The following is a 16,404-nucleotide window of genomic DNA, read 5'->3' as shown; positions in this document are numbered from 1 at the left end:
CACTCAACCAAAGGAGGACCATCTACAACCGGTTTCATCGCTGGTCGGCACGGGGAATATGGCGGCGGCTGGTTGAGGCTTTGGTCAAGTGTGGCGATGCGGATATTCATATGATCGATAGTACGACCGCCAAAGCGCATCGATCGGCAGCCGGAGGAAAAGGGGGGGCAGATGCGCATCCGTCATCTCGCCGATCTGGTTGACATTGACATTCACGTCCTTCGGCATCAGCGAGGCCACGGCCTTGAGAAAATCGTGCGGACTCTTTTCGATCAGCGCGTGGATCGCGGCCGCCCCCCGGCTCTCCCAGGCAACAAGCATGTCTTCGAGAAACAGCTCGCCGAGCTTGGTGCGCACCGCCTTGCGGGCGCGTGTCCGGACTGGTGTCGCCGCCCCCGGCACACGCGGCAGGAAGCGCCCGGTCTTCGGGTCCTTGGCTGGCTTACCGATGCTCATGATGATGGCTCCCATGCAGCGCCACGCGTCGATTTAAGGAAACATGCAGTAGCGCCGCAAAGCTCTCTAATGTCGCCCACGCACCCACGCGCCCGGCCATCGGCAATCAGGCAACAGCCACCCGATATCCACGGGGAATTGCATTCACCTACTTGACCTTAGGTTGTATTCTGTCACCAATACTAATTTACACGCAGCGCATTCGCGGCACGCTGGGCGGCCAAAGGCGCCTCGCAGCGGATATGACAGGCAGGTTGAAGACATAACACTTTCAAATCGCAGCATAATTTATCCGTTCGATCGATGCCGACTTTGAGGAATTATGCGATGAATAAGACGGGTGTCTGATGATCCAAAATGCAGTCAGAAGGTTGAAGACCATTTTTAAGCCGCGGCTCTCCGCCGCAAATGTCTCGCCAAGGTTGCTCGAACTCGCCACGTCAGGAAATCTCGACGCCCAGGCGGCGCTCGGCGAAATCTATTTCAACGATGGCCGCAAGGAAAACTACGCTGCGTCCTACCACTGGAACGGCCAAGCCGCCCGCCAGGGCGACGCCGCATCGCAAGCCCGCCTGGCAGCGATCTACCACAAGGGCATCGGTGTCGAGCCCGACCAGCAGGAGGCACTTCGCTGGTTGCGGAGCGCCGCGCGCAAGGGTCATCACGGCGCCCGCCAGGTGATCGACAGGCGCAATCAGGACGACGGTGGCCCCGAACAGAACACGGCATCGGCCAGCCTGTGCGCAGCACTCGATCCCCGCGAAAGGCGCGAAGGACCCGTCGAAAGAAAGCCTGCGGAAAGCCTGTCAAATCAGGCGCTGGAGAGGGTCGAAGACGAACAGAGAGAAACTGGGCGCCGTTGAGTACAACGAGAGGTGTTGAGTACAACGAGAGGTGTTGAGTACAACGAGAGGTGTCGCCCGGAAGGGCCGCCTGCCCCGCTAAAATGAAAAAGGCCGCTTCGATTACGAAACGACCATCCTGTAATATCCTTAGCCCGGTTCTAGGCGAATGGCAACCCTCTCGGACAAACTTTGTTCTATTTTCGTTCTTTTTTTGAGGCCGCACATTCCGGACCATGCCATCACGTGCGGCCAGGCGGTCTCAACGCGAAACTGACAAAGTCCCATCGACTTCGCCGACGGCTCCAAACGCAGATCGGACAACCAAAGCCCGCGTCCGGCCGATTAAACCGGATATCTTCAAACCGCTCGGAACAACCCACGCCCCGCCCTCGTTGTCCCTTCGGGCTCGACTTTTGCCTGCAGCCAATGCCGGTTCTCGAGGATGTGCAGGAATTTGGTTGTGCGCGTCCGATTGTGTTATCATCGCTGCCGGGAGGAGAATGTCATGGAGAATTTCTTCGCACTACTCGCCGTCGTCATCGGTTCTGCCGTGCTGGGGCTTGCCCTCGCCTACGGGATGCGCCGCCAGAGAGACAGCCACCCGCCACCCAAACACGACGACGCCACGCTGAAATTCTAGGCGCTTGCGCAAAAGTGTGAAGCGGTTTTGCGATAACGACATGCGCAAAAACAACGCTGAAACCGGAGTTGACCGCAACGTCGGTCCACATGACGCAAAAGCCGCGCCCGCCCGGATGAATTAGCCGCGGCCATCAACCAGGCAGCATTGTGCGCGAGCATCAGCACCTGCTTCGGTCGACATCGTGTCGTCGCCCCGGGCGGAAATGCGCGTCAGCGAAAAGTCCGTCGCTCGAAGCTCATCACCCGCTGGGTCGTCGTCTTCCTCTGAGAGAAGGTCGATCATTTCCGCGCGGTGATATTTCGTCCCGGACGCTCCGAACTCGACAAAGCCCTCGGCCAGCAGCACCTCGACGGCCGCTCTTGAGCGACGCAGCTCCGGACGATGAAGCGCCTCCTCGAGTGCCCGGATCTCGTCAATATGAACGGCAAAATCGGCCATGTCTCACGCGCTTCCATCAGGGGTCATCGGGGACACCATGCACTCTACAGCGCCGCGCGTATTATCAGACGCGCAAAGGTCGCTGTAACACTTTGAGTTACTGCATGTTTTTATCCTTAAATCGAATAGGATTTAAGGAAACATGCAGTAGGTCACCGGCAATCCAGCGAGGAGGCGCGTCCATCGTCTGTGGGGCTCGGTTCGGCCTGGCAGCTCAAGTAAAAGCGCGCGCCGCGACCGAACGAAGCGTCTGGCAGGTCCCGAGGAAACCCGCCGATCGCAGCCGATCGGCGGGTTCTCTTTCAGCTCAATAATACGGCGAGTAGCACTGCTGCCGCGGTCCGCCATAGGGCTGGAACGAGTTGTCCCAGGCGCGGTAGGAGCGGTAGCGGTCATAGCACCAGCTGGCATGACGCTGGTTCACACCGGACTCGACGCGGCGTGGCGGAGCAGCGATCGCACCGCCGATGATGGCGCCGGCGCCGAAGGCTGCCAGCGGATACCACCAGCCGTCATTGTGGCGACGATAGCCGTCGCGATAGCCGCGGTAGCCGCGGTGACCATTGTACCAGCCATAGCGGTATCCGCCGCCATGCCAGCCCGGCCGCGGGCGGTAGCCGCCATCCCAGTGCGGACGCGGACGGTAGCCGCCGTGCCAACCTGGGCGCGGCCGATATCCGCCATGGTTCCAACCCGGCCGCGGACGATGTCTGTCGCCGCCCCATTCGCGATTCTGTACCCTGTCCATGTCACTCTGCTGCGTCAGCTGAACGGCTGCAACCGGCATGGCATTCGCAGGCGTGTAGCTCGTCAGAGCCGTCACCGCCGCAAGGATCACAATGCCTATCTTCTTCATCTCGATACCTATCCGTTTCGAACAGGCGCAAGCTATGTCCCCCTGACGTGAACCCATGGTGAATGCGTCCTTCGTCATATTATCATTTAAAAACATAGAGATATGAACGACAGGTCATCACACTCGGAAACCAGCGCGACAGCGCAGCCGATCTCGTCGCCAGCGCATCTCGCCATCCGCGGCAATCGCCATATCTTTACGAAGATGTCTTCCCTGCGCTGGTCGACGACACCACCTGAGCACTCGGCCAGGCGTTGCGGAAACGCTGCGCTCCCTCTCTGCGTGGGGTTCACGCAGTGCCGCGACGGTGTGCGGAAAAAAGTTTCGGCGAAATGTCGGCCCCGTCGTCGGCCGATCGTCATTCAGGCAGAGAGGTCGTTGTGGCTTCGTCGATCAAAGGAGAAAAGACCATGCGCGTGATAGTTATGGTGAAGGCGACCGAGGATAGCGAAGCGGGCAAGATGCCTTCGACCGAGTTGCTCGATGCCATGGGCAAGTTCAACGAAGAACTGGTCAACGCCGGCATCATGCAGGCGGGCGAAGGCCTGCATCCCTCGTCCAGGGGCAAGCGCGTCGCCTTCGACGGCGCAAGCCGCCTCGTCATCGACGGCCCCTTCACCGAGACCAAGGAGCTGGTCGCCGGCTTCTGGATCTGGCAGGTCAAGGACATGGACGAGGCGATCGCCTGGGTGAAGCGCTGCCCCAACCCGATGCCGGGCCCGAGCGAAATCGAAATCCGCCCAGTCTTCGAGGCCGCCGATTTCGGCGACCTGATCACCCCGGAGATCGCCGAGCGCGACGACCGCCTGCGCGAACGCATCGGCGGCAATTGAGAGCGTCTTAGACCGGCAATGCATTGCGGAGAGCTGGGGTTCTAACGAATCCCGGCTGTCGACACCAGCATTGAGCACGCCATCTTCCCGGGTACGTCTTTGCCGCCTGTGCCTGGCTATCATCTGACGGCAAATCCGCCGCCGCTCGGGCCTGCGCCGTCAGCCTGCTGTACCGTTTCTCACAATCGTGTGCCAGGCAACAAGCCGTTTTAGTTGTTCCTTATTTCACCAACGTGTTCTTGTAGATGATGCCGTCCTTCATGATGATCTTGAAGTTGTTGGCGGGATCGGCCACCAGGTCGATGTTGCCCAACGGGTCGCCGTCGACGAGCAGGAGATCGGCACGCGCGCCCTCCTCGATCACGCCGAGCTTTCCCGGATAGGGATTGCGCGGGCCGGATAGCGCCAGCAACTCCGCATTAGTCCCAGTCGCCATGGAGAGCGCTTCGGCAGGCGTGTACCAGCGAACGAGGGAGGCGAGGATCGCCCCCTGCTGCTGCGCCAATGCGCGGGAGAACAAGACATCGGTGCCCCACGCCGTCTTGATCTTGTACTTCTTCGCCAGCTCGTAGGTTCTGCCGATGCCGGGCCACACCTCATCTGCCTTGGCCCGCTCGACCGATCCCTCAGGAAAGCCTTGCCGCAACAACTCGGGAAGCGGTTGCAGGCTTAGCCAGATGCCCTTGTCGGCAATCAGCTTGGCGGTTTCCTCATCCATGAGGAAGCCGTGTTCGATGCACTTCACGCCGGCGGCAATCGCTGTCTTGATCGCATGCGACGTGAAGGCGTGTGCCGCAACGTAGGTGCCCCAATTGTCGGCTATTTCGACCGCGGCCCGCAGCTCAGCCTCGGTAAAGGTAGTTACATCCAGCGGGCTGTGGGGTGACGACACGCCGCCACCTGCCGTCATCTTGACCAGCGCCGCGCCCTGCATCAGTTGCTCACGGACCCGCATGCGCACCTCGTCGGGGCTGTCGACGACGATGCTCCCGCCGATCTGCTCCATGCGGGTGAGCGGGCCGCCGATCACCCGCGGCAGGTCGGTCATCTGGCGGAAGTCTCCATGCCCGCTGGTCACGGTGATCATGGCGCCGGAGGGGTAGATGCGCGGGCCCTCGACAATACCGGCGTCTATCGCGCGCTTCAGACCGAACACCGGCCCTCCAACATCGCGGACGGTGGTGAAGCCACGCATCAGTGTGTCCGTCGCCTCGTCGCCGGCCACAAGATTGTTGAAGCCGACGTCGCCGAACGATTCTGCAGGAGTGGACCGGGCCAGCATTGCGTGCCAATGCGCATCGATAAGACCCGGCATCAGCGTTCGGCCGTTCCCGGCAATGCGCTGGGCACCCTCCGCTTCGACAGGGCTTGTCGAGATCCGAGTGATCACATTGCCTTTGACCAGTACATTCGACGGAGCCGAAAGCGAGGTCGCTCCTTTTCCATCGAAAATGCGGACGTTCTCGAAAAGCACATCATCCGCCCACGCAGCCGGGCAGGCTCCGAGCACGAGAACTGCCGCAATCCACCGCCTGCGGGACAGCAGCACCATGAAAGCTGTGCGGACACAAGCGTACACGGCTACGGCGTGGGACAAGGCACGCGTCACAAACGTGGCTTTCATCAACTCCTGCGATTCGAAAGAATTGATACACACGGCGATTCTCCAACCTTGAGGAAGGGATGGGTCGTGGCACACGAGAGAAAGTTGCAGCATCCATTGCGATGGGCCGAGGCGCGAGCCACCGCTCGTCCATGCACTTGCAAGGCCATGTTCGCAGTCAGGCCGATCGCCATTCGGCACCAAACAATATCAACGTCTGCTTTTAGGTACAAGCAGACGTTGATGACGCAAGCCGAAGCGTCGCCATGGATCATGGTTGCACCAAGGCCATCGCGGCGCGATTCCGCCTCACCCTACAGCCCAGCGCGCCTTATCAGACGCGCAAAGGTCGCTGGATCCCGGCCACAGGGACGAGGATAAGGTCAACGGGGTCACTCCCAGGCATTATCAGCAATTGCCCGGAGCCTAGGGGGCCTGCCTGAGACCGCTCCCTCGGCAACAGGCGCGCGCCACTCAAACCGCCTCCCTCTCCCTGGAAAGCCCGAGATGCCAGTGCAGTTCGGTCAGGCCGCGCTTCAGCCAGGCCAGTTGCGGTTCCGGCATGGTGCGCAGCACCTCGTAGTCCATGACGCAGACGTTGAAGACCGTGGTCTTCACCCGCGGCCCTTCCGGCAGCTTCAGAAGCACGCCCTCGAGCTCCATCATCCGGTTGGTCGCAGCCATTGCGGCCCGGGTGCGCTCGGTCGTCTCGCCTTCGAAACCCTTGACGCTGAACAGCGACTGCGCCCGCACGCTTGGGAAGGGAATGCCGGTCAGGCTGTAATAGCGCGCCATCTGCCGGGCATACTCGTCGCCAGCCGCGCGTTCGTGTGCGGTCAGCTTGCCGTCGAGAAACATCCGGCCGAGTGTGTAGCCGGCAAAGGGACTGCCGACATCGACGCCCTTCGCTCCTGAAAAGTGGTGACTTTGCTGTGCGGCGATGGCGACCGAGCGCACCTCTCTTTCGGTTTCGCCATGCTTGATCTGCCCGCCGGGATAGCGCGCCACATCGGCCTTGCGCGGCCGGCCCGCCTTACCTGCCCGCTTGGCCGCGGCAATGCGGGTGCTCGCCTCGAAAATACGTGTTCGTCAGTGCGTCCATCGTGCACCGGGCCTGGCACCGCCACACCCGCCCGATGGCGACGGCGAGCAGAGACTGCAGCCCGCCACCGGCGATAGCCGGCGACCCACCAGCCGAAGCTGGCGATAGTCCGCCGCCCAAGCCACCCCGTCCCGTCGCCGCCGATCGCGATCGCCCGTGGACCGGGCCACGATCCGTCAGGCCGACCGCTCAGAGAGCGGCTCATCGCTTCGCCCTGCCCTTGTTGACCGCGTGCAGCACCGAGGTGTGGTCGCGCCGGAAGATGCGGCCGAGCGCCGGAAGCGAAAGGTCCTCCCGCTCGTCATAAACCGCCGCCATGCAGCGGTGGCGCGGCTCCACCAGCCGGCGCTCCCGGCGAACCCCGATCACATCGGCCCAGCCGATGCCGGGATAGGCAATGAGCACCTCCTCGACGATCTCGCGCACCGGTCGGCGGCTGAAGAGGCCGCCCTCGCCGTCGGCATTCGTGCCGCAGAGCAGCTGCGCTTGCGACAGGATCCGCGCTTCAGCGTCGGCAAGCGCAAGCTCCAGCTCCAGCACCCGCAGCCGCTGCGCCTTCACATGGGCGCTGAGCGCGCCGAGCAACGCGTCGGGCGTTGGCGCCTGCGGCGGCTCGCTTTCGCCGGCATTTCCGCTGGTCGTGCAGTCCGCCGTCCGCGTTTCCAAAGAATGCGGCTCGGCATCCGGCCCGCCCCTCCTGCCGCGCGCGGTGCCGACGCTGCCGGACCCCTTCTGGGCGAGCTGCTCGCCCGTCGGCATCGTCGAATATCTCGTTTCAGGCTGCATCGCTCGCCACCTCCATGGTCAAATCCATCGCCGCCCCACGCCCTGCGGGATGGGCCATCTCGCGTTCCAGCCTCACTCGATAGGCGCGCTGTTCGGTCGTAATGGTGGCTGCATCGGGAAGCCCGATCATCTCAGCCAGCACCCCGGCCCGCGAGACCGCTGGCGCCTCGCTTGGCATGGCCTTGGCCGCCTTGACCGCCGCCTGCTCGGCACGAAACTGGCGAAGCCGCACCCTCACCCGCTCGCGGATCTCGGGCGAGCGCTCAGGCACTGGCCCTGTCGGGTTCAGCGCCACGGCGAGGTCGCGTCTGCGCGCCAGTTCGGCGCGCGTCGCTGCTGCCTCGCTCTTGGCCAGCGCCGCCAGCACTGGCGGCTTCGGAATCGTGCCCAGAAGCACGTTGGCGTTGGCGGCATAGTCGCCGCGGATCAGCTTCTGCGTCGCTACCGAAAGCCCGCAAGCGGGCACCCCCGCCAGCGCATATTGGTAGACAGGCAGAAGTTTTCGGGGATCGATGCCCTGCGGCATGGTCATGCCGGCCGTCTGCATCACGTTGAGGCTGCGCAGGATCGCATCGTCGCTTGCCGGCGCCAGCCGTTCAGTGAGCGCGGTAATCTCCCGGCTCAAGGTCGAATATCGGTTTGTTGATAAGGTCGTCATTTCCAAGGTTTCCATTGAGTTCTCGCTCTATCGCTTGTCGGCATTCCCGCTGGTGGCGGGCAAAGGCGCTTTCGCGCGGCGGCGCCTGTGGCCTGTGATCCTTGCGCGGCCTTGCGGCATTGCGCATCCGGTTGCGCCAGGTGGCGAGCCAGTCGAGCTTGGCCGCGTCCCGACCGGATTTCGCCGTCCAGTAATCGCGGAATTTTTCAAGCTCCAGCTCCACCTGGGCCGCGCCGAAGCCCAGCCGGGCGGCAAAATCCCGGTCCGGCTCGAATTGCTCGGGAAGGCGCGTGGCGCGCCTGCCACCTGGCACAGGACGCCGCGGCGCAAGGGTTTGGGTGTTGTCGGGAGAGTTAATTTCTTTAGGGGGTGCGGGGGATCTTTCTTTATCAGAGAGGGGGACGCCGTCCGTCGCCGTGACGACCTGTGACGTCACGTGAGCGCGGCGGCGCTGTTGCCGTTCGCGATCGCTGGCCCGGCGTTTGTCGATGTCCGATTGCTGGCCGGCCTCCGCCGCACGCACCGCACACAGGATCATCTCCGGCGTCGCGCCGCACTGGACCAGAGCCTCGACGATCGATGTGATGCGCATCGCCTAGTCCTCGCTCGCAAGGGCTAGAGAATTTCCAGGAAAAGTACGAAGCGGTTTTCCGTCAGGAAATGCGTAAAAACAAAGAGATAGAGCGTTTGTTCGGTTCCGTTTAAATCGGAAACGCTCTAGCGCCACGCGGACGAAAACACCGCGATGCCGCTGCGGCAAAGGCCGCTGCACAAACCTGTTGATCCGGCCGGCGATGGCGCGCGGTCGAACAGGCTGGGCAAGCGTCGCCAAGATCCCGCTCGCAGACGAAAGGACACGACCATCCACCGGCACGACAACGGCAGGCACGCCGCCTCGCCGCAACGACCGGTCCGCCATGGCGCTACGGTCGTGCACGCGCCGGCTCGACCAAACGCTCGCACCCGCCACCCATCTCCGCGGCCATTTCTCCGCCGACAGGACCGACGCACAAAGAAATCTCTGCAAACTCACTTCTCGCATCACGTCGCTCCTCATGATTGTCGGCACAGGTTCGCGTCGCCCAAACCGACGATCGCTCTTCGTGCCCTGCACCTGGTCTGACTTTCCTCCGCGCCCTCGCCGGCAAGCCGTCTGAAACCCCGCCTGCAGCCTGCTGGGCGGGACTGGGTTCGGCCACGTGACCGTGGCGCTGGAGCGCTGCGCGTCCGGTATGCCCCGGCATCCACGATGCCCTGGCACCCCCCATGACGCACAAACCGCTCCAGCCTTTCGAACCCGCGCATGATCACGCACCGAGATCGCATCCGATCGTCGGGGGCATGCGTCAGAAACGGTTTGCCGGCGCCGAAATGGAAGCGAGGGGCCACCGGGGAGGAGGTGGGCAGCAGCCCCTCGCTGTGATCGCCGCTGCGGCTGCGCCCGCGCGCCGGATCGGCACGCAAGGGACGCTGCAGCCGCGCCGCATGGCACCGAAAAGATCGGGGGCAGCAGCAGGACGACGATCAGTCTCTTCCACAGCGCCGCGCGTCTTGTTAGACGCGCAAATGTCGCTGTATCCCTTTGAATTGCTGCATGTTTTCGTCCCTAATCGAATACGATTTAAGGAACATGCAGTAGGGCCTCACCCGTCGTTGCCGACGAACCAATGGCCTACAATTCCCTGGCCTCTTCCCGTTCACCTGAGGGAGGGAGCCATTCCCCACCTCGCCTTCAGCCGGCGACAGAGCCACCGACAAAGGCGATGACGACTGTCGGACCGGACATCACGATTTCCTCCTGTCTCGCCAGACCGGCGCGAACGCCTCGTCGAGCTCGCGTTGCAATGCCTCGAAGTCGAGACCCGGCAGGTCCTCCTTGCCCGGCAGGTCCCTCTTGCCCGGTGCGTCCCCCTTGCCGATCAGCTCGAGCCCCGGCGCCAGCTTCATCCGGCCCGCGAGAAGCGCCATGCCCCACCGCCTAAGCCGGCCGGCCAGCCCGGCCTCACCGACCGCCCTCCTCCTGCCCGTGCGCTGCCTGCCGCAGCCAAGCGCCGGGCTGGCAGCCCAGCTGAAGGCGGCGAGCGTCACCGAGGTGGCGGAAAAGGCTGCAAGCCCGGCGAAAACAGGATTGCCGAGAAGCGTGTCCGTCACGTGCTCAAGCATGTGCCACCTCCACCACGACGATTGCCCTTGCCCGGTTTTTCAGCCGGCGGATAACGCCGCGCTCCTCCATCGCCGCCACCATCCGCGAGATGCCGGATTTCGATGACAGACCCAGATGGTCCTTCATCTCGTCGAACGTCGGCGAGACCCCGCCCTTGTCGGCGCTGTAGCAGCGAATGAATCTGAGCAGCTCGTTCTGCCGCAGCGTCAGGCCGAGCGGCTGGCGCGTGGCGCGCCTGGTTGTCCTTGATGCGATTCTGGTGGCAGTCATCGGCTCACTCCAGCAAGCAGGCAGTCATCGTCGATGCGGCCCGCCGCGTTACCTCGTCGGTCACACCCGCCCGCGAAGCACGAGGCGTCGCGCCTGGCATGCCCGGCAAAGTGCCAGCCGGCCCGCTCCAGGCTGGAGCCGCGACCGAAAATGTCGGCCTCGTAAAGTTCGATTGACTGTTCGTTTCCGTTCATATCCTATCAATAATAGGATCGTATCGTTTTATCAAGAGGAAAAATCCTATTGGACGTAGGAAGCGGAATCTGGGATGCCATTGCCATGGATCAATTGCGGCGCCTTATCCGGGAAGCAGTCGACGCGAAGAGGACGACCTACAAGGATCTGTCCATCGCGATCGGGAAGAACCACGCCTATATCCAGCAGTTCGTCGAGCGCGAGAGCCCGCGCGAACTGCGCGAACGTGACGTGCGCACCATCACCGACCTGATCAGCGCGACGCCTGACGCGGGCGAAACCGGCCAACCCCGCAACGCCACCGGTTTCAATCCGCAGATCGTGCCCGGCGAGCAGCTCGTCGGCCATCGCGACCTGCCGATTTTCGTTGCCGCCCAGGGCGGCGACGGCCATGTGATCGTCACCTTCGATGCGGTCGAATACGTCAAGCGCCCCTCGGTGCTCGAAGGCGTCAAGGGCGCCTATGGCATCTACCTCACCGGCACCTCGATGATTCCGGCCTATGAGCCCGGCGACATGGCGCTGGTGCATCCGCACCTGCCGCCGGCGCGCGACAAGGATGTCGTGCTCTACCACGTGCCACCCGCCAACGACGCCGAGGCGATCATCAAGCGCCTGGTGTCGTTCAACGACCGGGAATGGACGCTGAAGCAGTACAATCCCTATCTGGAATTCACCGAGAGCCGGGTGGAATGGTCCTTCTGCCACCGGGTCGTGGGCAAATACAGCGCCCGCTGACGCTGCGCAGGCATCGCCCGCCAGCCGCCGCCCGGAACACCGCTCCGCAACAGCTTCAAAAGTAATAGCTTTTCGAAAATGGCGCCTGCTTGACGCTACGTCATGCGCGAGAGCAGCCGGCGATAAGGATAAAAACATGCAGCAATTCAAAGCGCTACAGCGACCTTTGCGCGTCTAATAAGACGCGCGGCGCTGGAGTGCACTGTCAGCAGCGGAGCACGCAGCCGAAATGGCACGCCGCCGAGAGGAAGCCGGCACGCAGTAAAAATCCCGGGAACCGGCGCGTGCAACGTGGCCGCCGGCAGACACGGCGCCGGCTCGCATGACAGTTGGGAAGCCTTAAGCGGCCCACCGGCGCCCAAGCGCCCGCCCACACAACGCACCCCGCCGCCTGGGACACCGGAAAAGAACGCGAGACCGACGGACAGGCCCGTCTCACGCAATTGCCGATCCGTCTATGCGGCCATGATCTCCTGCATCTCGGACGGCAGGTCGCCGCCGATAAAAAGGATGGTCGCGTCTTCGAATTCGCCGGTCGACAGATCCCCTGCCCGGCTGAATGCGACAACGCCCACCTTGGTCGATGCCAGCCTTTCGGCCAGCCGGAGCGCGTGATCGGCCCCTGTCGCCTGCACCGGAGTGTCGGCGAGCAAGGCACCCCGATTTCCCCGCGTAAAGCTCTGAACGACGAAGTTTGTGACCATGTCATGCTCCTCTCTGCCACCTGCAATGGCAGCCCTAAGCTGACTCAATCTTCCGAACAAAACAAGAACAAACAGAAGGATATCGACAGGCCAGTCAGAAAAATCCTGCCGAATATATTTTTCCTATTGATGGATAAATAGGATTTTCCCTATTATGTGACCATCAATTGAAAACGAGGAAAGCCGGATCCGGCAGCGCGCCTCAAGGCTCGTGCCGGCCCTTCCTGCTGTTTCGCCAGGGAGAAGGCATGACAGTGACATCAGTACGAGAAGGTAAGCTTGTCAGCCCCTTCACCCAGAGCCGCGAGATCATCCTCGCGGTCACCATGCTCGGGCGCGGCCATTTCATCGAGGAAAGCGATTGCATCGGCACCATCTTTGCGACTGCCGCCGATTGGCTGAGGGCCCATGACGGCGAGCACGCCACCAAGCTCATCCGCTTCGATCTCGAAGCGCTCTCCGGCGAAGACATCTCCGAGACCGTCGCCGACGCCTGGCTCGACGATTTCGATCGCACCCCTGACGATGAACACCTCCTGCCCGCCTTCGTGCGCACGTCTGAGGCGTGGGAACGCTGGTGCGCGGATTTCGAGGCGCCGGGTGGTGGCCTCCGCCAGGCCGCTCCCTTCTGCCAGCCGGGCCACGGCACGCTCAATCACCGCCAGCAGTTCGGACCCCAGCCCTGATGGATATCGCACTCGACAAATCGGCCCTCTTCGCCGCCATGGAAGCCTTCTGGCAAACGGAAGACGGCAACGACAAGGGCGTCGAGGCAGCCGTAACAGCCTATATCGAGCGCATGGGCCTTGCCCCATTCAACGAGATGGCCACCCGCAAGCGCGCCACCCTTGCCGCCGCCACTGCTCGCCAGCCTGATGCGGCGCGGCGCTGATCACTCGTTCGCATCTGTTCCACCACTTGAGGGTCGAGCAACGACCCGCCCTCATCACCCAAAATGCCAGCTCAAATACCGATCTTGGCTGCCCGTGCGATCGCTCTTCATTCCCGTCTCAGACATTCGTCCCGCTGTACGCTTCTGAAAATCCGCCATGGAAAAAGATGCGCTGGCCGCCTAAAGCTAGGCGTCGTGCCCGCATCTCGCTCGGCGGATTCTTTACGCCCTGACTCGACCACATCCGGATTCGTTGATGAAAATCAGAAGCGCCACCATCGCCGACTACGACAGCCTGGTCGCCCTCGATACGATTGCGGCTGGCGACCCCGAGCGCCGTGATCATATCAGGGCGTGGATAGAGACAGGCTGCTGCTACGTGGCCGAGACGGACAAATCCGTCGGAGCCTATGGTGTCCTGGCCTACCATTTCTTCGGCAACGGCTTCATTGAAATGGTCATGGTCGGCGCGCAGTTTCGTCGCCAGGGCCTCGGAATGGCGCTCGTCGAACATTTCAAGAGCATATGCGCAACGCCGAAGATCTTCACATCGACGAACCAGTCCAACAGGCAAATGCAGCAGCTCCTGAGCGGCGCCGGTTTTCACACAAGCGGGTACATCGACAACCTCGATGAAAACGACCCCGAAATCGTGTTCTGTTTCCGCGCCGCATAGAGCATTTCCAGGAAATGTGCGAAGCGGTTTTCCGTCAGGAAATGCGTGAAAACAAAGCGCTGCAGCGGTTCTGAGACTAGAAACACCCTTGGCCGGCCGTAGAGAGGCGTTGAACGTGACAGCCTTTGGGGGACGCTCCACGCCACGCCCTGATATTGCCGAAATCCCCCGCTTCATCGAAACAGACATCGACACGCCCATCGCGCCGGGACCGCAGATGATGCCCATCGAAACGAATCCGCCACTGCTGAACGAAGAAGACCTGCGCAATATTGCGCTCTGGGCTGCCGTTTGCGCCGAACGCGCCCTCCCCATTTTCGAGACGGAGGCCCCTGATGATACCCGCCCGCGCGCAGCTCTCTCGGCCATCCGCGCCTTTGCGCAAGGCGGTGCGCGGACTGCAGCGCTGCGCAAGCTAGCCTGGGCGGCCAATTCCGCTGCACGCGAGGCCGGCGATCCCGCAGCCTCCGCCGCCGCCCGCGCCGCAATGGCTGCCGCCGGATCCGCCTACGCCCATCCGATCGCCACCCCTCACCAGGTCAACCACATCCTTGGCCCGGCAGCCTACGGCGCGCAAGCCGCAGCGCTCGCCGCCGTCGATCCGGCCGGCATCATCGAAGCGGAAGTCCGCTGGGCGATCGCGCAGGCACCACCCGAAGTCCGGCACATCGTGCAGCGAATGCCGGCGCGCGCACCAAGCAAGGGCCAGTTCCACGCGCTGCTCTACCGGCTTGATAGGGGCTTGCGCCAATGACAAAAGTTGCGTCGCGCCCGACGGAGTAAGCGGTATGGAAACAGTAGAACACAAGGTCCCCTATTTCAGCCAATGGGAAAGCCCGGAGATGACATTGGCGGTTCTGTCGGAGGGTGCGGCGGCCCTTCACCGCGATCCGCTCTGGCGCAACTCGGGCGCTGAGACGATTGAGGAATATGCGCGCTGGGCGGTGAATGTCTGCGGCATGGCCTGCCTGAAGATGATCCTGGCCGCACGCGGCGAGTTGCACCCGATCCTGTCGCTTGCGCGCGGCTGCACCGACTATGGCGGCTATGTCGTCAACGAGGCCGATGCCTCGATCAAGGGACTGATCTACGCTCCCTTCGTGTCTTTCGTCGGCGAGCGCTTCGGGCTTGCCGCCGAAACGCTGACCAACATCCCGACGACGGACATTCCGGAGGTGCTTTCCGAAGGCCGCTTCTTCATCGCTTCGGTCAGCAGCGCCATACGGTGGCCGCAGCGCGAGCCGCCTTCAAAAGGCGGACACCTCGTGCTGGTAACGGCCGCCTCGCGCGAGAGCGTCCGGTTTCACAATCCTTCCGGCCATGACCGGGCCAATCAAGCCGATGTCGTCGTGCCGCTTTCCACCTTCGACCGTTTCTTCGCCAATCGCGGTATCGCCGTCAGCTTCTGATCTCGCACCCAGCCCAAAGAACTACCCAATAAAGGCAGGCAGCAATCATCTGCGAAAATGCTAATAATCAGGTGGGGCAGGAACAGAGGGGAATTACTTTATGCCACGCCTAGCACAATTGTATTTCAAGACAGCGATCATCTTTCTGATCATCGGCATATCGATGGGCCTGCACATGGCCATCGGCCAGGATCACAGCGCGATCGGCGCCCACGCCCATGCAAACCTTTTGGGATGGGTGACGATGGCGATCTTCGGTGGTTACCACGCGCTGAACCCGGCCAAGGCGCAGAAGCGTCTGGCGATGATCCAGTACTGCGTCTACACCGCCGGCGTCGCGCTGCTGGTGCCGTCGCTGTACCTGATGCTGACCGGCAGCCCGCAACTGGAGCCGGTGGTCGCCATCGCGTCGGTCATCACCTTCATCGGCGTGCTCCTGTTTGCGGCCATCATCTTTGGCAGCAGCGAGACGGTGACGCGGCCGACCGCGGTGCCGTCGCGCTAAAGCATTTCAAGGAAAAGTGCGAAGCGGTTTTCCGTCAGGAAATGCGTAAAAACAAAGAGCCATAGCGTTCTGCGGCTCAGTCTAAACGGGAAACGCTCCAGCGCATTTCCAGGAAAAGTGCGAAGCGGTTTTCGTAAAAAACAAGGAGCTAGCGCGTTTCCGTCTTTACCGGAACCGCGCTGGCTCGCAAAGACGCGCGGCCGTCTCCCGGTGGCAAGGCCGGGCGCTCTTTACTGAGCGCTCGCCTTCAGCACCCGATACGTCGCATTGTCGAGAGCAAGGCCGGTCTCGGTGCCGTCCTTCTGGAATCCGCGCACCGTGTTCCCGCAGGCCGTCAGCGAAAGCAGCACCGGACACACCAGCGCGATGGTGGCCCTGGACATCCTCATCTCCGTCTTGATTTGCCTCGCCTGACGAGATGACGCGCCCGCTGGTAAAATCAACGTGTCCGACAACAAAAACAAGGACTAAACCAGTTTCGTGCCGGCACCGCCCACTCGACACTGCTCTGATCCCCAAAAACTGGACCGTTTTTGATTGGAGTTTTCCGCGCTAGATTCCCGGCTGGGAACAGGAGCGGAAGTGATGAAAGCATCTAATTTTTCGGACGCCCAAAAGGCGTTCATTTTGA

At 62.4% G+C, this 16,404-nt stretch carries 20 protein-coding genes and 2 pseudogenes; 11 read left to right on the top strand and 11 right to left on the bottom strand.

Annotated features, from left to right (window positions below; translation table 11 throughout):
- Positions 1-17: 17 nt before the first annotated feature.
- From IB264_RS34585 to IB264_RS35115, 3 genes and pseudogenes are all read left to right on the top strand, one after another.
- Positions 18-170: pseudogene (locus tag IB264_RS34585) on the top strand (IS5/IS1182 family transposase); the annotation flags it as partial.
- A 633-nt stretch (positions 171-803) separates the two neighbouring features.
- On the top strand, positions 804-1,319 hold the full coding sequence (locus IB264_RS09300; protein WP_025427473.1) for a tetratricopeptide repeat protein: 516 nt from the start codon (positions 804-806) through the stop codon (positions 1,317-1,319).
- 487 nt (positions 1,320-1,806) lie between these two features.
- Entirely contained in the window at positions 1,807-1,941 is a 135-nt protein-coding gene (locus IB264_RS35115; RefSeq protein ID WP_255569852.1) for a hypothetical protein, read from the top strand.
- 120 nt (positions 1,942-2,061) lie between these two features.
- Here the strand turns inward: IB264_RS35115 and IB264_RS09295 are convergent, their stop codons facing one another.
- Both IB264_RS09295 and IB264_RS09290 read right to left on the bottom strand, forming a co-directional pair.
- Complete coding sequence (locus IB264_RS09295) at positions 2,062-2,382, bottom strand: DUF4440 domain-containing protein (RefSeq protein WP_025427474.1); 321 nt, start codon at positions 2,380-2,382, stop codon at positions 2,062-2,064.
- Positions 2,383-2,689: 307 nt separating this feature from the next.
- Positions 2,690-3,238 carry a BA14K family protein gene (locus IB264_RS09290; protein ID WP_025427475.1) on the bottom strand — a complete coding sequence of 183 codons (549 nt, stop codon included), beginning with the start codon at positions 3,236-3,238 and terminating at the stop codon, positions 2,690-2,692.
- Between the two features lie 410 nt (positions 3,239-3,648).
- Between IB264_RS09290 and IB264_RS09285 the strand changes: the two genes are divergently transcribed.
- Complete coding sequence (locus IB264_RS09285; RefSeq protein WP_025427476.1) at positions 3,649-4,071, top strand: YciI family protein; 423 nt, start codon at positions 3,649-3,651, stop codon at positions 4,069-4,071.
- Positions 4,072-4,291: 220 nt separating this feature from the next.
- Here the strand turns inward: IB264_RS09285 and IB264_RS09280 are convergent, their stop codons facing one another.
- The 7 genes and pseudogenes from IB264_RS09280 to IB264_RS09250 all read right to left on the bottom strand — a co-directional run.
- Positions 4,292-5,623, bottom strand: a complete 1,332-nt coding sequence (locus IB264_RS09280; RefSeq protein WP_246811732.1) for an amidohydrolase family protein — start codon at positions 5,621-5,623, stop codon at positions 4,292-4,294.
- Between the two features lie 525 nt (positions 5,624-6,148).
- The gene (locus tag IB264_RS09275) at positions 6,149-6,682 is read right to left on the bottom strand and encodes a hypothetical protein (RefSeq protein ID WP_025427478.1); all 534 of its coding nucleotides are present in this window, start codon (positions 6,680-6,682) and stop codon (positions 6,149-6,151) included.
- 295 nt (positions 6,683-6,977) lie between these two features.
- Complete coding sequence (locus IB264_RS09270; RefSeq protein ID WP_025427479.1) at positions 6,978-7,562, bottom strand: helix-turn-helix domain-containing protein; 585 nt, start codon at positions 7,560-7,562, stop codon at positions 6,978-6,980.
- Entirely contained in the window at positions 7,552-8,220 is a 669-nt protein-coding gene (locus IB264_RS09265; RefSeq protein ID WP_225906313.1) for a hypothetical protein, read from the bottom strand. Before IB264_RS09265 ends, IB264_RS09270 begins: the two co-directional genes overlap by 11 nt.
- Positions 8,159-8,812 (bottom strand): hypothetical protein, encoded by a 654-nt coding sequence (locus tag IB264_RS09260; RefSeq protein ID WP_025427481.1) that lies wholly within the window; start codon positions 8,810-8,812, stop codon positions 8,159-8,161. Before IB264_RS09260 ends, IB264_RS09265 begins: the two co-directional genes overlap by 62 nt.
- 1,193 nt (positions 8,813-10,005) lie before the next feature.
- Entirely contained in the window at positions 10,006-10,383 is a 378-nt protein-coding gene (locus tag IB264_RS09255) for a hypothetical protein (protein WP_025427482.1), read from the bottom strand.
- Between the two features lie 4 nt (positions 10,384-10,387).
- Positions 10,388-10,654, bottom strand: a pseudogene (locus IB264_RS09250) (LexA family protein); the annotation flags it as partial.
- A 279-nt stretch (positions 10,655-10,933) separates the two neighbouring features.
- Between IB264_RS09250 and IB264_RS09245 the strand changes: the two are divergent.
- A complete protein-coding gene (locus IB264_RS09245) occupies positions 10,934-11,587 on the top strand; it encodes a S24 family peptidase (RefSeq protein ID WP_081788905.1) in 654 nt (217 codons plus the stop codon).
- Positions 11,588-12,042: 455 nt separating this feature from the next.
- Here the strand turns inward: IB264_RS09245 and IB264_RS09240 are convergent, their stop codons facing one another.
- Complete coding sequence (locus IB264_RS09240) at positions 12,043-12,291, bottom strand: hypothetical protein (protein WP_025427486.1); 249 nt, start codon at positions 12,289-12,291, stop codon at positions 12,043-12,045.
- 248 nt (positions 12,292-12,539) lie between these two features.
- Here IB264_RS09240 and IB264_RS09235 point away from each other — a divergent pair, with 248 nt between their 5' ends.
- The 6 genes from IB264_RS09235 (at position 12,540) to IB264_RS09210 (ending at position 15,773) form a co-directional block, all read left to right on the top strand.
- Positions 12,540-12,977, top strand: coding sequence for a hypothetical protein (locus IB264_RS09235; protein WP_025427487.1), 438 nt, complete (start codon positions 12,540-12,542; stop codon positions 12,975-12,977).
- Positions 12,977-13,183, top strand: coding sequence for a hypothetical protein (locus tag IB264_RS09230; RefSeq protein ID WP_025427488.1), 207 nt, complete (start codon positions 12,977-12,979; stop codon positions 13,181-13,183). The genes IB264_RS09235 and IB264_RS09230 overlap by 1 nt, the downstream gene beginning before the upstream one ends.
- Before the next feature lie 256 nt (positions 13,184-13,439).
- The gene (locus IB264_RS09225; RefSeq protein ID WP_025427489.1) at positions 13,440-13,859 is read left to right on the top strand and encodes a GNAT family N-acetyltransferase; all 420 of its coding nucleotides are present in this window, start codon (positions 13,440-13,442) and stop codon (positions 13,857-13,859) included.
- A 115-nt stretch (positions 13,860-13,974) separates the two neighbouring features.
- Entirely contained in the window at positions 13,975-14,613 is a 639-nt protein-coding gene (locus IB264_RS09220) for a putative immunity protein (RefSeq protein WP_200951447.1), read from the top strand.
- A gap of 34 nt (positions 14,614-14,647) precedes the next feature.
- Positions 14,648-15,268: a C39 family peptidase gene (locus tag IB264_RS09215; RefSeq protein WP_025427491.1), complete on the top strand. Its 621-nt coding sequence runs from the start codon at positions 14,648-14,650 to the stop codon at positions 15,266-15,268.
- A gap of 100 nt (positions 15,269-15,368) precedes the next feature.
- Positions 15,369-15,773: a hypothetical protein gene (locus IB264_RS09210; protein WP_025427492.1), complete on the top strand. Its 405-nt coding sequence runs from the start codon at positions 15,369-15,371 to the stop codon at positions 15,771-15,773.
- Positions 15,774-16,003: 230 nt separating this feature from the next.
- Here the strand turns inward: IB264_RS09210 and IB264_RS09205 are convergent, their stop codons facing one another.
- The gene (locus IB264_RS09205) at positions 16,004-16,156 is read right to left on the bottom strand and encodes a hypothetical protein (RefSeq protein WP_025427493.1); all 153 of its coding nucleotides are present in this window, start codon (positions 16,154-16,156) and stop codon (positions 16,004-16,006) included.
- Positions 16,157-16,404 lie beyond the last annotated feature (248 nt).

The organism is Ensifer sp. ENS11 (assembly GCF_014851895.1).
Classification (GTDB): Bacteria; Pseudomonadota; Alphaproteobacteria; order Rhizobiales; family Rhizobiaceae; genus Ensifer; species Ensifer canadensis.
This window is presented reverse-complemented; position numbering and strand designations above follow the sequence as displayed.